Raw genomic sequence first — 16,254 nt, 5'->3', positions numbered from 1 at the left:
CCGGCCCCCGCGGTGCGTTGCACCGAGCGGGACACGACGGCGGGCGCGGCCCGCGTGTCTCACGCCTGAGCTGCCGACTTCTCCTCCGCCGGGGCCCCCGCGCCTTCCGCTTCCGCCGCGTTTTCTTCCTTCTCCGCGTCCAGCTCCAGTTCCTCCAGGCCCGGTTCCTCCGGCTCTGGTCCCTCCGGGAGGAATCCCGGCAGCCACTCCTGCAGTTCGTCGCGGAGTCGTACCGTCCCGCCCAGCTGGCACAGCACACCGATCGTGCTCAGAGTCACCCGGTGTATCAGCAGATACGCCGGAGGGAGGTTGAGCTGCTTGGCCAGTTGGTAGGCCGGGGAGCGGGGATCGCCGATGCGTGCGGCCTGGCCGCGCATCCAGCTGCGGGTGAAGGTGAACGCCTCGACACGCGCCGGTTCGATGATCGGCAGGAGGTACTCGAGGACCGCGTCGGGATCCAGCTCGATGGTCTCCCTGACGAAACCCTCCGCGCACAGCATCCGGTAGACGGCCTCCGCCTCGCCGTCCAGAGTCATCCGCAGGGCCTCGCCGATGGGGTGGGGCAGCCCGCCCGGGAGACGGTCGACCGTGCCGAAGTCCAGTACGCCGAGACGCCAGTCGTCCTCGCCGTCCGGACCGCCGGGCAGCAGACGGAAGTTGCCCGGATGCGGATCGGCGTGCAGCAGCCCGGTGCGGGCCGGACCGGAGAACAGGAAGCGGGCCAGGAGCTGACCGGCCCGGTCGCGCTGCTCTTCCGTGCCGTCCGAAATGATCTCCGACAGTGGGACGCCGTCCATCCACTCGGTGACCAGCACCTGCTCGCCCTGGTGGACCACTGCCGGTACGACGACGTCGGGGTCGTCCGCGAACTCCTCGGCGTGGGCCTGCTGGGCCCGGGCCTCCAGGGCGTAGTCCAGCTCCTCCGAGACCCGGTCCCTCAGCTCCGTGATAAGCGGCTTGACGTCCATGCCGGGGATGAGCGGGCCGAGCAGGCGGGCGAACCGGCTCAGCTGGTTCAGGTCGGACAGCAGGGCCTCGCCGGCGCCCGGGTACTGGACCTTGACCGCCACCTCGCGGCCGTCGTGCCACACCCCCCGGTGCACCTGGCCGATCGAGGCCGCGGCGGCCGGCTTGTCCTCGAACTCGAGAAACAGGTCGTGCCAGTCCTCGCCGAGCCGTTCCTCCAGCACCGCGTGCACGGTGCGGGTCGGCATGGGCGGAGCCGCTTCCTGAAGCTTCGTCAGCGCCGCGCGGTAGGGCCCGGCGATGTCCTCCGGCAGGGCCGACTCGAAGACCGACAGGGCTTGGCCGAACTTCATCGCGCCGCCCTTGAGTTCGCCGAGCACCTTGAACAGCTGTTCCGCGGTGCGCTGTTGCAGCTCCCGGCCGACGATCTCCGCGGACTCGCCCACGATCCGCTTGCCGAGCCCCCAGGTCGCCCGCCCGGCGAAGCCGAGCGGGAGCGCGGCCAGCTTGGCGGTCCGGGTGACCGCTTTCCGGGGAAGATCAGACATGCGCCCTCCAAGTCCCTGCCGGCCGCTCCGCGTCCGCCATACGGCACGACTCCTTCGGCGGCCCTTGCGAGGCCATTGTCTCGTGCGCCCGGCCGTACTCGGAGGTGTGTTCCGACATGCCTCTCACCGCGTCCCCCTCCGCTGCTCCGCACGGGCACCCGGGACGCGCCCGAACCGGCCGCGCATGCCAGCGCAGACCTGGGAGGGCCACCTCCCAACGGGTGCGGGCACTGGACGGAACATGGCCGTCCAGGTGAGCCAGCGCGTGGGCGCCGGCCAGTCCGGCCACGGTCGCGGCCAGAGCCATGTCACAGGCTCCCACCTGGCGCTGCCGCCCGGAACGCCACTGGGCGACCATACGGGGCCAGGCCGAATCCCGGTCGGTCCTGTCTCCCTGGAGGCAGCCCGCGCAGGCCGTCTCACCGGGCAGGACGAGCGGTCCGACGACACCGGTTCCCTCCGCCACGCCCGCATAGAGGTGGGGTGTTCCGGAGGCCACCAGGGGCTCGGCCCCCGACGGGTCGGGTGCGTGCACGGCGACATCGTCCCGGGGAGCGAGGATCACCAGGGAGAATCCGGGGTCGCTCCCCTCGGACGGTGACCGGGCGGTACGGCGCCGCGGTCGGTCCGGTGCGGCGCGGCGTACGGCGCGGCGGGCCGCCTCGTCCCTGCGGTCGCCGACGGCTTCGGCGGGCAGGCCGCCCGGTGCGACGTCCCAGGGCTCGACCCGGCCGATGTCGCGCACGTCGACCTCGCCCACGCCGGCTCCCGACAGCAGCGCCGCCAGCATCGCGCCCACCCGGCCCGCGCCCCTCACCTGCACCCGCGCGCCGCGGCGCGCGGCGAGTCGCCCGAGAGCGTCGCCCGGTGCGGAGGTGGTCAGGGTCAGCGAGGCCAGATCGGGGCGCAGCCGGTCGAGGACCTCCCGCTTCTCGCGCAGGGCGTCGGCGGCCGGACCGCCGCCCCGGGAGTCGTCCAGGAGCCCGGCCCGCGACAGTCTGGTCACGAGCTGGTCGACATGGCCGTCGGGCAGATCCATGCGCCGGCCTTCCTCGCGCAGGCGATCGAGCCCGCGGGTGCCGTTGAGCAGGTCGAGGAAGCTGCCCGTCGCCGTGTCCACCGGCCCCAGGGTCAACGCGTGCGCGGGTGTCATTCCGAACTGCACGGTGTTGAGGTCGCGCCATCCGCGCCGGAGCGCGGGTTTCACCATCGGATGCATGCCGGGTCCCCCGTATGTCCTTGATCGCTGCCGCAGTGCCGTAGTGCCGCTGGAGATCAGTACCGTCGACCCGCTCATGGGGCGGTCGACGAATGCCAGCATGCATCGCTTTGAAGGACTGTGCGGAAAGTTGTCCACAGAAGCGGAGAATGATCCTATAAATCCTGCGCATGGTGGGGGGATCGACATCGAAGCGTCCCGGAGCCGGGACTTCCCCGTGGGCAGCGGGTAACGTCGGGGCGTGCCCGCCGACCCACCGCACCGCGCCGCCCCACCACAGCGCAGCACGACGAGTCAGTCGACGAACGGCTCACGGACGAGCGCGATCGAGGTCCGCCGGAGTTCCCGCCGACGCAGAACGGTGTCCGCGTACCGCGAGGGCGATCGCACCGTCGTGCTCATTCCCGCCCGGATGTCCGAGGCGGAGGAGCAGCGGTGGGTGAACGTCATGCTCGACAAGCTGGCCGCCCAGGAGAGCAGGCGGACACTCGGGCACACCGAACTGGCCGAGCGGGCCGAGAGGCTGTCGGCCCAGTACTTCGACGGGCGGGCCCTGCCCCGCTCCGTGCGGTGGGTGACCAACCAGAACACGCGCTGGGGCTCGTGCACGCCGTCCGAGGGCAGCATCCGCCTGTCGCACCGGCTGCAGGGCATGCCCGAGTACGTCGTCGACTACGTCCTCTGCCACGAGTTGGCGCATCTGCTGGTGCCCGGTCACGGGCCCCGTTTCTGGCGTCTGCTGGAGGCGTATCCGAAGACGGAACGGGCCCGGGGCTACCTGGAGGGCGTGGTCGCGGCCGAGCGGCTGCCGCACCCGCCCGGTGCCCACGACGAGGGAACGCCGTCCGAGGTGAGCACGTCGTAGGGGCACGCGCGTGTTGTGTACCGGGTCTGTACCGACTTCGTCGGTTGTCCGGGTTTGCCGTTAGCCTGGCGCGACGCACTCACATTCGGGATGGGGGACGGTCGTACGCATGGCCAGGGAATTCCAACGCGGCCACAAGGCCAGGATCAGTGACCTCACCGCTGGCACGGATCTGTACGTAGGCGTGCAGATCTCCGGCCCCGGGCTCACCTTCGACATCAGCTGCTTCGGTCTCGACGCCGACGAACGGCTCTCGGACGACCGGTACTTCGTCTTCTTCAACCAGCCGAAGTCCCCCGAGGAGTCCCTCCAGCTCCTGGGTGCGCAGGCGGGCGACACGGAATCTTTCCGGGTGACGCTGGACCGGATCCCGCAGCAGATCAAGAAGCTGTCCTTCACGGCGACGCTCGACGGCGCCGGGCAGATGTCCCAGATCGGTCCCGGATACATCCGCATCGTCGCGGGCGGCGAGGAAGTGGCCCGCTACCCCTTCGACGGCTCCGAGTTCTCCACGGAGCGGGCGGTGATGCTGGGTGACTTCTACTTCAAGGACGTGTGGCGGTTCGCCGCCGTCGGTCAGGGCTTCGACGGCGGGCTCGAAGCGCTGCTGAAGAACTTCGGCGGTGAGGTGGCGGAGGAGGAGCCCGCCGCCCCGCAGCAGCCGCAGGCGGGTGGCGCCGTCCCCGGCTTCGCACCGCCCGCGTTCGCCGTCCCCGGCACCCCCGCTCCCGCACCCGCGCCGGCTCCTCAGCCCGCTGCACAGGGCTTCGCCCCTCCCCCCGGCGCCACCCCACCCCCACCCCCGGCTCCGGCGCCGTCGGTGCACGCCGCGCAGACGATCGTCGCGCCCCTGAGCACTCCGCCCGGCGGCTCCCCGGTGCCGCCCCCGGCCCCGGCACCCGCGCCCTTCGGCCAGCAGCCACCGCCCCCCGGCCCGCCCGCTCCGAGCGCCCCGCCGCCCCCTGGCTACGGCGCGCAGCCGCAGGCACCGCAGGCACCGCAGGCTCCCGCCCCGCCGCCCGGCTACGGCCAGCAGCCGCCGCCCGGACAGATGCCGGGTCAGATGTCCGGCCGACAGGCGCCCTACGGGACACCGCAGGGTGCTCTCCAGGGCGCACCGCAGACCCCGGGTGTGCTCGGCGCGCTCCAGATGTTCAAGGAGACGCCCACCGGGCAGCGCTGGACCCAGCAGAACAAGAAGCTCGTCCGCGTCGACCTCGGCATCGGCGGGCAGCCCGTGCTGGCCCGGCAGGGCAGCATGGTCCTCTACCAGGGCAAGGTCGACTTCAGCTACAAGGGTGCCGGCTTCACCGGCCGGATCGTGGGCAACGCGACCGGCCAGGAGATGCAGTTGATGCGCTGCACGGGCCAGGGCCAGGTGTTCTTCGCCGAGGACGCCACGATGCTGCACCCGATCGAGCTCCAGGGCGACGCCGTGTGCGTCTCCGCCGAGAACGTCCTCGCCTTCGACGAAGGCCTCCAGTACGAGGTCCGCCGCATCGAGGGGCACGGCATTCCCGGTGGCGCGCTGTTCACGATGCAGTTCCAGGGGACCGGCACCATCGTCGTGAAGACGCACGGTGTGCCCGTGGTGCTGCCGGTGACGCCCACCACGTTCGCCGACTGCAACGCCGTGGTCGCCTGGTCGGCCGCCTCCCAGGTGATCGTCTCCAGCCAGGTGAGAATGCGCCGCAACTCCTACCCCGGCGACACCGGGGAGAGCGTCAACCTCCAGTTCCGGGGAGCGCCCGGCAACTTCATCGTCGTCCAGCCGTACGAGATCTGAGGGAGCCCGTCATGAACCAGCCACTCGCGGGCTACGCCCCCGCACCGGTCACCGCGCGCATGGAGAACCACGGCAACCACATGCTGAAGGTCGCCATGCAGACCGGGAACGACCTCTTCGCACGCGTGGGGTCCATGGTCGCCTACGAAGGGTTCGTCCAGTACGAGCCCAACCCGTCGGCCGTGCGCCAGATCGCGCGGGACTGGATGACCGGGGAGGGCGCGCCGCTGATGAAGTGCTCCGGCGACGGCCTGCTCTACCTCGCCGACTACGGTGCGAACGTCGTCGTGATCAACCTCAACGGCGACGGCATCTCCGTCAACGCCACCAACCTGCTTGCCTTCGACGCCCACCTGTCGTGGGGCGTGGAGCGGGTGAAGGGCCTGGCGAAGTTCGCCGGGCAGGGCCTGTGGAACACCAGGATCTCCGGGCAGGGCTGGGTCGCACTGACCTCCCGGGGCAAGCCGATCGTCGTCGACTGCGGCGGTGGCGAGGACGAGACGTACGTCGACCCGGACGCCCTGGTCGCCTGGTCCCCGAACCTCAAGGTGAAGGGCAAGCGCAGCTTCCGGGCGCAGTCGCTGATCGGCCGCGGCAGCGGCGAGGCCTACCAGATGGCGTTCTCCGGTCAGGGCATCGTCGTCGTCCAGCCCAGTGAGGACAGCACCGACCGTCTCCGGGTCCGGGGCTGAGGGGGAGCAACCACACCATGCAGAGCCCGCTTTTCGCCTACAACGACCAGCAGACCCAGGAACGCTGGAGCCTGCAGAACAAGCAGATGCTCCGGGTCGCCCTGGAGGGGCACGACGACATCCTCGCCCGCAAGGGCAGCATGATCGCCTACCAGGGACTCGTCGAGTTCGACGCCGAGTACCAGAGCCGAGGCCAGTCACGCAGCCGTGCGCGCACCGGTGAGGGACTGGACCTGATGCGCTGCCACGGGCAGGGCACGGTCTACCTCGCCAACCTCGCCCAGCACGTCCACGTCATGGACGTGGACCATGAGGGGCTGACCGTCGACAGCAGCTATGTGCTCGCGATGGACTCCTCGCTGCACCACGAGGTCATCGCCGTCGACAGCCTGTACGGCATCTCCGGTTCCGGGAAGTACCAGCTCAACATCACCGGCCAGGGCAAGGTCGCGCTGATGACCTCCGGCATGCCGCTGCTGATGCAGGTGACGCCGGACAAGTACGTCAGCTGCGATGCCGACGCGATCGTCGCCTGGTCCACGGGGCTGCGCGTGCAGCTGCAGGCCCAGACCCACTCCTCCGGGGTGTGGCGACGCCGCGGCAGCACCGGTGAGGGGTGGGAGCTCAGCTTCATGGGCAGCGGCTTCGCACTCGTCCAGCCCAGCGAGCTGCTGCCGCCGCAGAACGCCCAGATCGGCTCCGGCCTCGCCGCCCAGTACGGCATGGGCCAGCAGGGCGCCCGTGGACAGAACCAGGGCAACGTCTGGAGCTGAGCCGTCGGCCGGGACAGAGGTGAGGGGCGGCCGCCACGGGCGGCCGCCCCTCACGCGTGCGTCAGACGCCCAGTCTCGTCCGGGTCGCTTCCAGCAGGCGGACGACCGACGCGTCGGCCACGTCCGCCACCTCGTCGTACGGAAACCAGCGCAGGTCGAGCGACTCGTCGCTGATGGCGTGAGCGGCGTGAGGGGACGCCACGGCCGCGTACTGGACGTCGAAGTGCCAGTGGCAGGGCGGTGGGATCGCATGCCGGTCCAGACGCACCGGACCGCCCTCCAGGAGGGTCAGCCCCGCGATGCCCGATTCCTCGGTGGCCTCCCGCAGAGCCGCAGCCGCGAGCGAAGCGTCACCCGGCTCACAGTGACCGCCCATCTGCAGCCACATCCGCAGCTTCCGGTGCAGGGTCAGCAGCACCCGGCCGCGCCCCGGATCGATGACCAGGGCGCTCGCGGTGATGTGGCCGGCGTCGCAGGCCTTCCACATGCCGTCCTGGTGCGCGGCGAGGTGGTCGAGGTAGGCCTGGCGGAGTTCCGGCTGGTTCTCGTACCCCTTGAGCACGAGAACCGTGTCGTCGTACAGGCTCACTCGGTGCCGTCGCCCTTGTCCTTGCCGGTGTCCTCGTCCGGGCCGCCGCTCCTGTCCTCGTCCTTCTTCCTGAGGTCGGGCTTGCCGGCCGCCTCGCCGAGCATCTTGTCCAGCTCGGAGAAATCGATCTGCTCGCGGTGCACAAAACCGTCCGGATCGTCCAGGTCGGTGGCCGTCGGCAGCATGTCCGGGTGGGCCCACAGGGCGTCCCGGCCGTCGACCCCGCGCGCGTCGGTGAGCGAGGCCCACAGGCGAGAGGCGTCGCGCAGCCGGCGCGGGCGCAGCTCCAGACCGATCAGCGTGGCGAACGTCTGCTCCGCGGGGCCGCCCGAGGCGCGACGGCGGCGCAGCGTCTCGCGCAGCGCGTCCGCGGACGACAGCCGGGGCTTCGCCGCCGCGTGCACCACGGCGTCCACCCAGCCCTCGACGAGGGCCAGCGCCGTCTCGAGACGGGCCAGGGCGACCTTCTGCTGAGGGGTGTCCTCCGGCTGGAACATGCCCTGCTGGAGAGCCTCCTGAAGCTGCTCCGGGTTCTGCGGGTCGAACTGGCCGACGACGTCCTCCAGCTTGGCGGTGTCGACCTTGATGCCGCGCGCGTAGCCGTCGACCGCGCCGAACAGGTGCGAGCGCAGCCACGGCACGTGAGTGAACAGGCGCTGGTGGGCGGCCTCGCGCAGGGCGAGGTACAGCCGCACCTCCTCCTGCGGGACGCCCAGGTCCTTGCCGAACGCCGCGATGTTCACCGGCAGCAGCGCGGCCTTGCCGGCCGGGCCGAGCGGCAGGCCGATGTCGGAGGAGCCGACGACCTCACCGGCCAGTACGCCGACGGCCTGGCCGATCTGCGTGCCGAACATGGCACCGCCCATCGAGCGCATCATGCCGATCAGCGGGCCCGCCATGGCCTGCATCTCCTCCGGCAGCACGTCGCCCATGGCGGCCCCGACGCGCTCGGCGACCGGGTCGACGAGCTCCCGCCACGCCGGCAGGGTCGCCTCGACCCACTCCGCGCGGCTCCACGCCACCGAGGAGGCCGCGCCGGACGGCAGCGAGGTGGCGTCGTCCAGCCACAGGTCGGCCAGGCGGACGGCGTCGTCGACGGCCCTGCGCTCGGCGGGGCCGACGCTGGCGTCCTTCGTGCCGTCCGAGGTGCCCTGGGAGACCGTCTGGCGGGCGATCTGCTTGGCCATGTCCCAGTTCACCGGACCGCCCTCGTAGGAGAGCATCTGTCCGAGCTGCTGGAACGCTGCGCCCAGGTCGTTGGGGTTCAGGGAACCGAACATCGCGGCGAACGGATTGTCGGCGCCGGGGCCGCCGAAGCCGCCGGCCCCGGGCATGCCGAAACCGAACGGGTTGGCCGGGTCCTGACCACCACCGCTCTGCGGGTCCTTCTTCTTGCCCTCGTCGCCGTCGTCCGGCTCCTCCGGCGGAAGGCCGAATCCGAATGGGGTGTCACTCACGGGATTCCTCGGCTGATAGGGCCACCGGTTCTTTCCGGCGGCACGGTTACCCGACAACACCACCCAGCGTAGACACCTGAAGCGGTTCGGGCCTCGATGCTTCGCCGACAGAAGGCCTGCGGCAGGATGGATGCCACCTGGTACACATGCTTCGCATGCGCTCGTACTGAAGACAACCGCTGGAGACGCCCGGTGAGTTCCCCAGATCCGCAGGTTCGCGCAGCGCGAAACCAGTCGACCCACCCGTCGTCCCCGCGCGGGCCCGTCGTCGCGGTCACCGGTGCCGCGGCCGGTGTCGGCGCACTGCTCACCGAGCGGCTCGCCACCTCGGAGGAGATCAAGCAGGTCATCGCCATCGACGAGCGCCGCGGCGAGTGCGCCGAGGCGCACTGGCACATCCTGGACGTACGGGACCCCGCCATCGCGGACAAGCTGCGCGGGGCCGATGTCGTGGTCCATCTGGCGCTCGACCTCGACCTGGAGACCGACGCCGCCGCCCGAACGGCCTACAACGTCCGGGGGACGCAGACCGTGCTGACGGCCGCAGCGGCGGCCGGGGTGCGCCGGGTGGTGCTGTGCACCTCGACGATGGTCTACGGGGCGCTCCCGGACAACGAGCTGCCGCTGTCCGAGGACGCGGAACTGCGGGCCACGGCCGAGGCCACGGGCGTGGGGGATCTCCTGGAGATCGAGCGGCTCGCGCGCAGGGCGCCCCGCGCGCACCCCGGGCTCAACGTCACGGTGGTCCGGCCCGCTGTGCTGGTGGGAGGCACCGACACCGCGCTGACCAGGTACTTCGAGTCTCCGCGACTGCTCGTGGTGGCCGGCTCGCGGCCCGCGTGGCAGTTCTGCCACGTCGACGATCTGTGCAGCGCCCTGGAGTACGCGGTCCGGGAAGAGGTCGAGGGCGAGCTGGCTGTCGGGTGCGACGGATGGCTGGAGCAGGAGGAGGTCGAGGAGCTCAGCGGCATCCGGCGGATGGAGCTGCCGTCGGCGGTCGCGCTGGGCGCGGCGGCACGGCTGCACCGGATCGGGCTGACCCCGTCCCCGGCCGGGGACCTGGCGTACACGATGCACCCCTGGGTGGTCAGCGGGAGCCGGCTGCACGACGCGGGGTGGCGGCCCGCCTACACCAACGAGGAGGTGCTCGCCGAGTTGCTCGAGGAGGTATCCGGTCGGCACACGGTCGCCGGACGGCGGCTCGGCCGCAAGGACGCGACGGCGGCGGGCGCCGCGGGAGCGACGGTGGCTCTGTTGGGCGCGGCCGCGGTGGTGCGGCGGGCGCGGAAAACCCGCCGACGGATCTGACGGAGCTGAGAACGGGGCAGGAACCGCCGGCCGGGGAGAACCCGTACGCGCGCGTGCGGGGTGAACGGGGCGGCGGGGCTGTTCCGTGTCGGCTTGGGTGTGGGGCACGATGGGGGCATGGCATCCACGAATGATCACCCCGGTGAGCAGGCGGCACAGGATCCGGTCAAGCTGATCGCGATCCGGGACGCGCCACTGTCCGTGGACGAGATCTTCCGGGCCGTCGGCGACGACGCGGCCGGCGGGACGGCGCTGTTCGTGGGGACCGTGCGCAATCACGACGGCGGGACCGACGTCGACGAGCTGGGGTATTCGTGCCACCCGAGCGCCGAGGACGAGATGCGGCGGATCGCGGAGAAGGTCGCCGCCGAGTATCCGGTGCGGGCGCTGGCCGCCGTGCATCGGGTGGGGGACCTTCGGGTCGGGGATCTGGCCGTCGTCGTCGGCGTGTCGTGCCCGCACCGGGGCGAGGCCTTCGAGGCCTGTCGGAAGCTGATCGACGACCTCAAGCACGAGGTGCCCATCTGGAAGCACCAGAAGTTCTCGGACGGAACGGAAGAGTGGGTCGGCGCGTAGCGCCGTCGTTGAGGGGTGGTGGTCGGGCGACGGGTGGGCGGGTAGGGGCCTGCTGAGGCCTTCCGTGTCCCCGTCGCGTACTCCGGTTGCGTAACCGCACCCCGGGTATGAGCGTTGTCACTACGGATGGTTAATCTGCTGATCAGTCAGTCGCGGGCGCTCATGGGGTTGGGAGGTCGGTATGGCCGCTCTTGCCTGGTTGCTGATTCCGTTGATGACCGCGGTCGGCGCGGGACTGTGGGGAAGCTGGGCCAACCGCACGCGCAGAGCGCGGAGCGACGGCCCCGAGCTCGTCGGGTACGCCCGCTTCCGCGAGGCCATGGAGAAGCCCCGGCCCTCGGGTGACTGAGAGGCCGAAAATCGCAGGTCAACGGCGTACGACGAGGTCAGGGCCGCCCAGACGGGCGGCCCTGACGGTGCGCTGACAGACCCGTCCCGTACTGTCGGTGCATGCCACGCCGCACCGCGACGATGCTCGCCTCCACCCTGATGCTGATCGCACTCCTGTGCGCGGGTGTGTTCCTTCCCGTGCCGTACTCGGAGATGTCCCCGGGACCGACGGTGAACACTCTGGGCGATCACGACGGCGAGCCGGTGCTGCACATCAAGGGGCGCAAGACCTATCCGACCGACGGCCACCTCAACATGACCACGGTGCGGGTCACGAGCGCCGACTACCGGATGAACCTGGTCGAGGCCGTCTACGGATGGCTCGCGCACGACAACAAGGTCGTGCCGCACGACACGCTCTACCCCGACGGCAAGACGGAGGAGGAGTCCACCCAGGAGAACGCCGAGGAGTTCAGCCAGTCCCAGGAGAGCGCCAAGGTCGCGGCCCTGAAGGCACTCGATGTCCCGGTGAAGTCCTGGGTGATCGTCGCCAGTGTCGTCAAGGGATCCCCCGCCGAGGGCAAGCTGCACGCCGGCGACGTGATCAAGAGCGTCGACGGCAGCGCGGTGCGCAAGCCGGCCGATGTCGCCGAGCTCGTGACCGAGCACAAGCCCGGCGACGACGTCGAATTCACGATCGTGCCCGCCAAGGAGCAGGCCGCCGCCGAGAAGGAGAACCGGACGCCGACGCGGACCGAGAAGGTCACGATCACCACCACGACCTCCGACGACGCGGGAGACAAGCGCGCCATCGTCGGAATCGCCGCCGGGACCGACCACACCTTCCCGTTCAGCATCGACATCAAGCTCGCCGACGTCGGCGGGCCGAGCGCCGGTCTGATGTTCGCGCTCGGCATCTACGACAAGCTCACCCCGGGCAGCCTGACCGGCGGCGCGTTCGTCGCCGGCACCGGCACGATCGACGACGCCGGCAAGGTCGGGCCGATCGGCGGGATCGAGATGAAGACGGTCGGCGCGCGCGACAAGGGCGCCCAGTACTTCCTCACGCCCGCGGACAACTGCGCGGCGGCCGCCGAGGACACCCCCGAGGGTCTCACCCTCATCAAGGTGGACACCATCGACGACGCCCTCGCCGCGATGAAGGACCTCGGCTCCGGTGACACCGCGGACCTGCCGAAATGCACGGCTTCCTGACCGCGCGGGCACGCCTGCTGCCGCCCGCGCGGCACGCTTCCTGCCGTCCCGTACGGACTACTCCGCGAACGTCGCCGACAGCGCCTCCGCCAGACCCGGCACCAGGGCGGACCCGGTGAGGACCTCCGTGGGCGAGTCCTTCTCCCGCAGCCGCAGTGCGGAATCGCGGGCGCCGTCACGCAGGACCGCGACCGTCATGCGGACCTCCTGGCGCTCCGGGTGCTTCGCCACCCACGTTGCCAGCGCGGCCTCGTCCAGATCCTGCGGGACCTGGGCCTCCGCGGACGGCGGCAGCATCAGACGCTCCACGGTCAGGGCACAGCCGGCCACCGAGTCGGGCCAGGCGATGGTGCCCAGGAACTCGTCGAGCGGCTTGCCCGTTGGAATCTCGTCCTGCTCGATCGGGGTGAGGGCGGTTGTCTCCTGCTCGTCGCCCAGACCGAGCCGGTCCGCCAGCGAGGGCTGTTCGGCGCGGAGCCGCGCGGTGTCTACGAGGGCGAAGAGACGGGCAGGCTGGTCCCAGCCGAGGCCGGAGACGTACTCGTCGATCTCGAGTACGGCCCGGGTGAGCGGGTTCGCCGCCATGGGTGTGTTGGACATGGTCACAATCCTCTCTCGTTCAGGACCGGAATCGGGAACTGAGTAAAGGGTGAGTAAGTTGCATAGGTGTGGGCCCGCTGTCGCGCGGGTCCGCGCATGGTCCACGAACTCGCGGGCCTGACGAATCAACAGCGAACTTCGAGGTGCCTACCTTGGCTTTCCAGATGCCGGACCGTGGCGGAGGCCCGACAGGGCCACGGATGAGAGTGGGCCGCCCGTCCCGGCGGGTCCGGACCCTGCTCATGACCCTGGGCGTCCTGGCCGTCCTTCTCATGGTGTTCACCATGTTCGCGGGGTTCTGGACTGACTGGTTGTGGTACCGCTCGGTCGACTACTCGTCGGTGTTCACGACGACCCTGTGGACCAAGATCGGACTCTTCTTCGTCTTCGGCCTGCTGATGGCCTTCGCGGTCGGCTTCAACATCTGGCTGGCGCACCGGATGCGGCCGCCGCTGAGTGCCATGTCGTTGGAGCAGCAGAACCTCGACCGGTACCGGATGAGCATCGCGCCGTACAAGAAGTGGCTGCTGCTCGGCATCACCGCACTGGTGGGGCTGATCGCCGGCGCCTCGGCGTCGAGTCAGTGGCGGACCTGGCTGATGTGGGTCAACGGTGTGCCGTTCGGCCAGAAGGACCCGCAGTTCAAGCTCGACGTCGCGTTCTACGCCTTCGACCTGCCCTGGTACCGGTTCATGCTCGGGTTCGGCTTCGCCGCCGCGATCCTGTCGCTGATCGCCGCCGCTCTGACGCACTACCTGTACGGCGGGCTGCGGGTCACCAGCCCCGGCGCGCGGGCCACGGCGGCCGCCACCGGACACCTGTCGGTGCTCCTGGGCATCTTCGTCGCCCTGAAGGCGGTCGCGTACTGGCTCGACCGGTACGGCCTGGCGGTCAAGTCCAGCGACTTCAAGGCGACCGACAACTGGACCGGTCTGCGGTACGTCGACGCCAACGCCTATCTGCCGGCCAAGACGATCCTGTTCTGCATCGCCGTGATCTGCGCGCTGCTGTTCTTCGCCACCCTGTGGCGGCGCACGTGGCAACTGCCGGTGATCGGCTTCGGCCTGATGGTGCTGTCGGCGATCCTCATCGGCGGCCTGTACCCGGCGATCGTGCAGAAGTTCCAGGTCCAGCCGAACGAGCAGGCCAAGGAAGCGCCGTACGTCGAGAAGAACCTCAAGGCGACGCGTGAGGCCTACGGCATCGCCGACGCCCAGGTCGACGAGTATCCGGGGACCAGCCAGACCGAGGACAAGACCAAGCTCCGCGACCAGGTCTCCGAGACGGCGAGCATCCGGATCATGGACCCGAACGTCGTCTCGCCGACGTTCCAGCAGCTCCAGCAGATCAGGAACTACTACGCGTTCCCGACCAACCTGGACGTGGACCGCTATCCCGATCCCGAGACCGGCGCCGAGCAGGACACCGTCATCGGTCTGCGCGAGATCAACCTCAACGGCATCCCCAAGCGGAACTGGATCAACGACCACTTCCGGTACACCCACGGATACGGTGCCGTCGCCGCCAAGGGCACCAGTGCCGACGACGGCCGTCCGGTGTTCACCGAGTCCGACCTGCCGTCCAAGGGCGACCTCGGCACGTACGAGCAGCGCATCTACTACGGCGAGCGGACGACGACGTACTCGATCGTCGGCGGTCCCCAGAAGGAGATCGACTACTCCGACGACAGCGGCGAGAAGACGACCAGCTACAAGGGCGACAGCGGTGTCAACCTCGCCAACCCGATCAACCGGGCAGCCTACGCGGCGGCGTTCAGCGAGCCGCAGATCCTGTACTCCGGTGCCATCGGTGAGGGCTCGCGGATCCTGTACAACCGCACGCCCAAGGAGCGCGTCGAGGCGGTCGCCCCGTGGCTGACCATCGACGGCGACGCCTACCCCGCGGTGGTGGACGGCCGGATCCAGTGGATCGTCGACGCCTACACGACCACCAACGGCTATCCGTACGCGTCGCGGACGACCCTCGGTGACACCACGGCCGACTCGCTGACCGCCACCAACGACAACCGCGCGGTGGTGGCCCAGGAGAACCGGGTCAACTACATCCGCAACTCGGTGAAGGCGACCGTCGACGCGTACAGCGGCGAGGTCAAGCTCTACCAGTGGGACACCAAGGACCCCGTCCTGAAGACGTGGATGAAGGCGTTCCCGGACACGGTGGAGCCGAGGAGCGAGATCTCCGGCGACCTGATGGACCACCTGCGGTACCCGCAGGACCTGTTCAAGGTGCAGCGCGAACTGCTGACCCGCTACCACGTGAAGGACGCCACCACGTTCCTCAGCGGCAGCGAGGTGTGGCAGGTGCCGGCCGACCCGACGAACAAGACGGGCGACGCGGTACCGCCGTACTACCAGAGCATGAAGATGCCCGACCAGAAGCAACAGGCCTTCTCGCTCACCACGACGTTCACTCCGAACGGCCGTGACAACCTCAGTGCCTTCATGGCGGTCGACGCCGAGGCGGGCAGTGAGGGGTACGGAAAGATCAGAGTCCTGAAGCTGCCGACGAGCACCACGGTGGCCGGACCCAAACAGGTGCAGAGCCAGTTCAACTCCGAACAGGACATCGCCGAGTCGATCAGGCTGCTGAGAGGCGGCGACTCCGAGGTCGAGTACGGCAACCTGCTGGCCGTCCCGCTCGACGGCGGACTGCTGTACGTGGAGCCGGTCTACGTACGCGGTGGTGGACTCAAGTACCCGCTGCTGCGGAAGGTGCTGGTGACCTACGGAGGCCAGACGGCCTTCGAGGACACGCTGGAGCAGGCTCTCGACAAGGTCTTCGGGGCCAAGGGTTCGGCCACCGAGCCGCCACCGGGCGAGGACGAAGGCACGCAGCCGCCGCCGACGTCCGAGAACCCGTCGGTCCAAGCAGCTCTGAACGACGCCCAGGATGCCTTCCAGGCAGGTCAGGAAGCCCTGAAGAAGAACGACTGGGAGGCTTACGGCAAGGCGCAGAAGGACCTCGAGAAGGCCCTGCGCCAGGCTGAGAAGGCCCAGTCGGCGGAGGGCGGGGGAGGCTCCGGCGGAGGCGGCTCGGACGCCTCACGGAGCAGTCCCAGCCCCGAACCGAGCCCGAGCAGTTAGCAAGCCGTCTGGTCAAAGGCCCATCCCGCGCCGTGGTACGGTTGTACACACAACGGCGCGGGGTGGAGCAGCTCGGTAGCTCGCTGGGCTCATAACCCAGAGGTCGCAGGTTCAAATCCTGTCCCCGCTACTGAAGTCGCGATGACGGCGACAGCAAAGGCCCGGATTCCTCAAGGAATCCGGGCCTTTGTGATGTGCGAACGCATGTGCCGAATCCGGCGACGGC

At 69.9% G+C, this 16,254-nt stretch carries 14 protein-coding genes and 1 tRNA gene; 10 read left to right on the top strand and 5 right to left on the bottom strand.

The window, feature by feature from the left end:
- Window positions 1–59: 59 nt before the first annotated feature.
- Window positions 60–1,514 (bottom strand): AarF/ABC1/UbiB kinase family protein, encoded by a 1,455-nt coding sequence (locus JL475_RS14070; protein ID WP_202277936.1) that lies wholly within the window; start codon window positions 1,512–1,514, stop codon window positions 60–62.
- On the bottom strand, window positions 1,507–2,733 hold the full coding sequence (locus tag JL475_RS14065; RefSeq protein ID WP_202277935.1) for a ThiF family adenylyltransferase: 1,227 nt from the start codon (window positions 2,731–2,733) through the stop codon (window positions 1,507–1,509). The genes JL475_RS14070 and JL475_RS14065 overlap by 8 nt, the downstream gene beginning before the upstream one ends.
- A gap of 241 nt (window positions 2,734–2,974) precedes the next feature.
- Here JL475_RS14065 and JL475_RS14060 point away from each other — a divergent pair, with 241 nt between their 5' ends.
- From JL475_RS14060 to JL475_RS14045, 4 genes are all read left to right on the top strand, one after another.
- Window positions 2,975–3,598 (top strand): M48 family metallopeptidase, encoded by a 624-nt coding sequence (locus JL475_RS14060; RefSeq protein ID WP_202277934.1) that lies wholly within the window; start codon window positions 2,975–2,977, stop codon window positions 3,596–3,598.
- A 109-nt stretch (window positions 3,599–3,707) separates the two neighbouring features.
- Window positions 3,708–5,384, top strand: a complete 1,677-nt coding sequence (locus tag JL475_RS14055; protein ID WP_202277933.1) for a TerD family protein — start codon at window positions 3,708–3,710, stop codon at window positions 5,382–5,384.
- Window positions 5,385–5,395: 11 nt separating this feature from the next.
- Window positions 5,396–6,076, top strand: a complete 681-nt coding sequence (locus JL475_RS14050; protein WP_109376910.1) for an AIM24 family protein — start codon at window positions 5,396–5,398, stop codon at window positions 6,074–6,076.
- Between the two features lie 17 nt (window positions 6,077–6,093).
- Window positions 6,094–6,849, top strand: a complete 756-nt coding sequence (locus tag JL475_RS14045; RefSeq protein WP_202277932.1) for an AIM24 family protein — start codon at window positions 6,094–6,096, stop codon at window positions 6,847–6,849.
- 61 nt (window positions 6,850–6,910) lie between these two features.
- Here the strand turns inward: JL475_RS14045 and JL475_RS14040 are convergent, their stop codons facing one another.
- Window positions 6,911–7,438 carry an NUDIX hydrolase gene (locus JL475_RS14040; RefSeq protein WP_202277931.1) on the bottom strand — a complete coding sequence of 176 codons (528 nt, stop codon included), beginning with the start codon at window positions 7,436–7,438 and terminating at the stop codon, window positions 6,911–6,913.
- Complete coding sequence (locus JL475_RS14035) at window positions 7,435–8,895, bottom strand: zinc-dependent metalloprotease (RefSeq protein ID WP_202277930.1); 1,461 nt, start codon at window positions 8,893–8,895, stop codon at window positions 7,435–7,437. The genes JL475_RS14040 and JL475_RS14035 overlap by 4 nt, the downstream gene beginning before the upstream one ends.
- A gap of 192 nt (window positions 8,896–9,087) precedes the next feature.
- Here JL475_RS14035 and JL475_RS14030 point away from each other — a divergent pair, with 192 nt between their 5' ends.
- From JL475_RS14030 to JL475_RS14015, 4 genes are all read left to right on the top strand, one after another.
- Complete coding sequence (locus JL475_RS14030; RefSeq protein ID WP_202277929.1) at window positions 9,088–10,203, top strand: SDR family oxidoreductase; 1,116 nt, start codon at window positions 9,088–9,090, stop codon at window positions 10,201–10,203.
- 117 nt (window positions 10,204–10,320) lie between these two features.
- Window positions 10,321–10,779 (top strand): molybdenum cofactor biosynthesis protein MoaE, encoded by a 459-nt coding sequence (locus JL475_RS14025; RefSeq protein WP_202277928.1) that lies wholly within the window; start codon window positions 10,321–10,323, stop codon window positions 10,777–10,779.
- 181 nt (window positions 10,780–10,960) lie between these two features.
- Window positions 10,961–11,128, top strand: a complete 168-nt coding sequence (locus JL475_RS14020) for a hypothetical protein (protein ID WP_202277927.1) — start codon at window positions 10,961–10,963, stop codon at window positions 11,126–11,128.
- Between the two features lie 101 nt (window positions 11,129–11,229).
- A complete protein-coding gene (locus tag JL475_RS14015) occupies window positions 11,230–12,324 on the top strand; it encodes a PDZ domain-containing protein (RefSeq protein WP_202277926.1) in 1,095 nt (364 codons plus the stop codon).
- Between the two features lie 57 nt (window positions 12,325–12,381).
- Here JL475_RS14015 and JL475_RS14010 read toward each other — a convergent pair whose 3' ends face one another.
- The gene (locus JL475_RS14010) at window positions 12,382–12,924 is read right to left on the bottom strand and encodes a PPA1309 family protein (protein ID WP_202277925.1); all 543 of its coding nucleotides are present in this window, start codon (window positions 12,922–12,924) and stop codon (window positions 12,382–12,384) included.
- A 164-nt stretch (window positions 12,925–13,088) separates the two neighbouring features.
- Here JL475_RS14010 and JL475_RS14005 point away from each other — a divergent pair, with 164 nt between their 5' ends.
- Window positions 13,089–16,028, top strand: coding sequence for a UPF0182 family protein (locus tag JL475_RS14005; protein ID WP_237407105.1), 2,940 nt, complete (start codon window positions 13,089–13,091; stop codon window positions 16,026–16,028).
- A 56-nt stretch (window positions 16,029–16,084) separates the two neighbouring features.
- A tRNA-Met gene (locus tag JL475_RS14000) sits at window positions 16,085–16,158 on the top strand.
- Window positions 16,159–16,254 lie beyond the last annotated feature (96 nt).

It is taken from the genome of Streptomyces sp. M2CJ-2, from assembly GCF_016757295.1.
Classification (GTDB): Bacteria; Actinomycetota; Actinomycetes; order Streptomycetales; family Streptomycetaceae; genus Streptomyces.
Note: the sequence above shows the minus strand (reverse complement) of the source record. Positions and strands in the feature narration are given on the sequence as shown.